Source organism: Nitriliruptor sp., assembly GCF_040882075.1.
Lineage (GTDB): Bacteria > Actinomycetota > Nitriliruptoria > Nitriliruptorales > Nitriliruptoraceae > Nitriliruptor.
On sequence record NZ_JBBEBZ010000093.1, the window covers coordinates 1 to 4,093 of the forward strand.

The window sequence follows — 4,093 nt, forward strand, 5'->3', positions numbered from 1 at the left end:
ACGCCGCCGACGACGGTCATGGTCGCGACCGACGGCAGGTCGAAGTCGTCGGCCTCGTAGACGTGGTTGACGGTGAGGTTGGTGCAGATCGCCGTCGGCACCTTGCGGTTCTTCGGCGGCGGCCGGAGCGGCGCCCCACAGGCGGGGCACGGCGAGGCGATCGGCAGGGACCACACGGCGAACTGGTCGTCGGGGTAGCCGGTCGAGCCGACGAAGGGCTTGCCGTACCGCGACGTGCGTCGTTCGAGGTAGCTGTTCTGCGGGTCGGTGGGCGACCGGAACGGCACGATGGGGCCGCCGGGCGTCTCGCGGTACACGAGCCGCTCCTGGAGGTTGCGGATCCCCTTGCACTTCGGGTAGTCGATGCAGCCGAAGAACCGGCCGTACTTGCCCGACCGCAGCAGCATGGCCTTGCCGCAGATCTGGCAGCGGACGTCCTCGTCCGGTTCGGGTTCCGGTTCGGGTTCGCCGACGCTGCCGTCGGCCTCGAGCGGCAGGGTCCCCTCGCAGTCCGGCCAGCGGCTGCAGGACGCGAACCACTGCTTGGACTTGCCGGAGAACACCCGCTCCATCGGTGCCCCGCAGATCGGGCAGTCCGCCGGCTTCAGCAGGGGCAGCCGGGGGCGTTCGGGCTTGCGTTCCTTGACCCAGGTGTCGACCTCGTCGAGGAAGCCGGTGACGGTCCGGCACCACGGGTCCCGTCCGAGTGCGATCTCGTCGAGGGTCTCCTCCATACGTGCCGTGAACTGCAGATCCACGATCTCGCCGAAGTGGGCCTTCATGAAGCTGACCACGACCTCACCGAGGTCGGTGGCGAAGAACCGCCGCGACTCCTTGGTGACGTACTCGCGGTACTCCAGCGTGCCGATGATCGAGGCGTACGTGGACGGGCGGCCGATGCCCTCCTCCTCGAGCGCCTCGACGAGCGTGCGCTCGGAGTAGCGCGGGGGCGGCGAGGTCTCGTGGCCCTCGGGGGTGAGCTCGGTCAGGTGCAGCGTGGCGCCCTCGTCGAGCTGGGGCAGCCGGTCGGAGACCTCGTCCTCGACCTCGTCCTCGTCGCGGATCGCCCGGTAGGCGGCCAGGAACCCGTCGAACTTCTCGACCTGCCCGGTCACGCGGAAGGTCACATCGCCGTCACCGTCAGCCCGATCCGCGTGCTCGCTGGCGCTGCGCTCGACCCCGGTGACATCGGCCGAGATGCGGTCGAAGACGGCCGGGGCCATCTGCGTGGCCATGGTCCGCTTCCAGATCAGCTCGTACAGCCGCGCCTGCTCGTTCGACAGGTGGCGTCGGATCCGTTCGGGCGTGCGGGCGACCGAGGTGGGTCGGATGGCCTCGTGGGCCTCCTGCGCACCCTTGGTCGTCCCGGCGAAGACGCGCGGCTTCTCGAGGGTGTAGCGCGACCCGTACCGCTCCTCGACCAGACCCCGGATCTCGCCGAGCGCCTGACCCGACAGGTTCAGCGAGTCGGTACGCATGTAGGTGATGAGGCCGACCTGCTCGCCACCGAGGTTGATGCCCTCGTAGAGCTGCTGCGCGACGGCCATGGTCTGGCGCGCCGAGAAGCCGAGCTTGGAAGCCTCGCCCTGGAGGGTCGAGGTCTTGAACGGGGGCTTGGGGTTGCGCTTGGCCTCGGTGCGGCGCACCTCGGCGATCGAGTAGTCGAGCCCCCGGGCACGTTCGGCGAGCGCGTCGGCCTCGGGCTGCGAACGGATCACCAGCCGCTTGGCCTGCGCTGCCTGGCTCTTGTCCTCGAGGTCCTTCGGCGAGGCGATCCGTCGCCCGTCGACCGAGTAGAGGCTGGCCTGCACGTCCGCGGCAGCGTCGAGCGCGCGGGCGAACAGCGCGTCGAAGCTCCAGTACGACTCGGGGACGAAGGCGCGGATCTCGTCCTCACGGTCGACGATCATGCGGAGCGCGACCGACTGCACCCGACCCGCGGAGATGCCGGACGCGACCGTGCGCCACAGCACGGGAGAGAGCCGGTAGCCGACGATGCGGTCCACCGCCCGGCGCGCCTGCTGGGCGTCGACCAGCGCGGTGTTCAGTCGACGCGGGGACTCGAACGCCGCGCGGATCGCCGGTTCGGTGATCTCGTCGAAGGTGACACGGTTGGTCTGATCGAGATCGAGGTCGAGGATCTCGGCGATGTGCCACGCGATCGCCTCTCCCTCGCGGTCGAGGTCGGGGGCGAGCCACACCGTGGTGGCGTCCTTGGCGGCCTTCTTGAGCGCCGCGACGTGCTTCTTGGCCTTCTCCGGCACCTCGTACACGAGGCTGCACCCCGCCTCACCACCGGTCTCGATGGCGAAGTCGGAACGTGGCAGATCGCGGACGTGCCCGTAGGAGGCCAGGACCGTGAAGCGATCACCGAGGTAGCGCTCGATGGTCTTGGCCTTCGCGGGTGACTCCACGATGACGAGGTTCTCGGCCACGGGGCGGTCGGTCCTTCCGCACGACGAGGCGTGCACGGGTGCTCGCGGGACGGGCGATGGACCGCGTCGTGCAGCCGTCACGGCTCGCCACCTCGGGCGCAAGGTGAGCATCGCAGCCCGTGGCGTCAACCCGACGGACCTGCCGTCGCGGCCGGCGCCGCGGCCCGGGAACCTCACGGGGTCCCCGTAGGGGACCCCGCGCGACGGGGGGAACAGGCGCGGTGACCGCACGCCGCGCGACGGAGCCTGACGACCGGGTCGGACCGGCTCGCGGGTCGCACGCTCCGGTCGGGCCGCTTGGACACGGTTCGGGCAGCCCCGCTACCGTCCGCGCCGACCGGCGCCCGCGCGCCGGTTCTCGCCTGCCCGCTGCCCGCCAGGTCGCCGCCGTTCGGGCCGCTGCACTCCCCTTCACTCGTTTCCCTCTGGAGGATCGTCCGTGGACAACTTGATCGTCATCCCACCGATCGCGGGGGTGATCGGGCTGGGGGTCGCCCTGGTCATGTACCGCGCGATGATGAAGTACCCCGCCGCGGAGGGGCGCCCCACCGAGATCGCTGAGCTGATCCGCGCAGGGGCCAAGACCTTCATGCAGCGCGAGTTGCAGCTGATCGGGGTCGCCGTCGCCGTGCTCGCGGTGGCGCTGTGGTTCGCGCTCGGTTACCAGACGACGGTGTCGTTCCTGGTCGGCGCGGTCGCGGCCGCGGCTGCCGGCTTCATCGGCATGATGGCGGCCACCCGCGCCAACGTCCGTACCGCCACCGCGGCCCGCGACGAGGGCATGAACACCGCCCTGACGGTCGCCTTCTACGGCGGCTCGGTCATGGGGCTCGTGCTGGCCTCGCTCGGCCTGCTGGGCCTCGGCGGCCTGTACGTCCTCTTCGGCACCGACCACGACGCCGCCGAGCACATCCACGGCTTCGCCATGGGCGCCAGCGTCGTCGCGCTGTTCTACCGCGTCGGCGGCGGCATCTTCACCAAGTCCGCCGACGTCGGCGCCGACCTGGTGGGCAAGGTCGAGGCCGGCATCCCCGAGGACGACCCGCGCAACCCCGGCGTCATCGCCGACAACGTGGGCGACAACGTCGGTGACGTGGCCGGCATGGGTTCGGACATCTTCGAGTCGACCAACGGCGCGACGATCGCCACCGTGGCCATCGCCTCGGTCCTGCTGCTCACGGCCGGTGCCGACGGCGTCGAGATCGGCGGCTCCGTCGTCCCGGGCATCAGCCTCCTCGCCCTGCCCCTGCTGCTGAGCACGCTCGGCCTGTTCTGCTCGATCGCCGCGATCGGCGTCGTGAAGGCCTCGTCGAACAAGTCGCCCGCGTTGGCGCTGCGGCTCGGCACCTTCGCGGCTGCCGGTGGCTTCGTGGTCCTCGCGTTCTTCCTCATGCAGTTGGTCGACGTCGGCGTCGGCACCTGGTGGGCCACCGTGGTCGGCTCCGTCGGCGGCGTGATCCTCGGCCTGTCGACCGAGTACTACACCTCGGGCAAGCCGATCCGCGACATCGCCCGGTCGGGTGAGACCGGCCCGGCGACCGTCATCATCTCGGGCCTGTCGACCGGCATGATCTCCGTGGCGATCCCGATCGTCACCATCGGCGCGATGATCTTCATCGCCAGCTCGACCTCCGGGCTGTACGGCGTCGGTATCGCCG

The 4,093-nt window shown here is 70.5% G+C and carries 2 protein-coding genes; one reads left to right on the forward strand and one right to left on the reverse strand.

Annotated elements, in window-relative coordinates; genetic code table 11:
- Nucleotides 1-2,435, reverse strand: a 2,435-nt coding sequence (gene topA / locus WEB03_RS05480) for a type I DNA topoisomerase (protein ID WP_368069947.1), incomplete at its 3' end; no start/stop codon positions are given.
- A gap of 439 nt (nt 2,436-2,874) precedes the next feature.
- On the opposite strand from topA, the gene WEB03_RS05485 reads away from it, so the two are divergent.
- Nucleotides 2,875-4,093 (forward strand): sodium/proton-translocating pyrophosphatase (locus WEB03_RS05485; protein WP_368069948.1); only part of this gene is annotated, 1,219 nt, incomplete at its 3' end.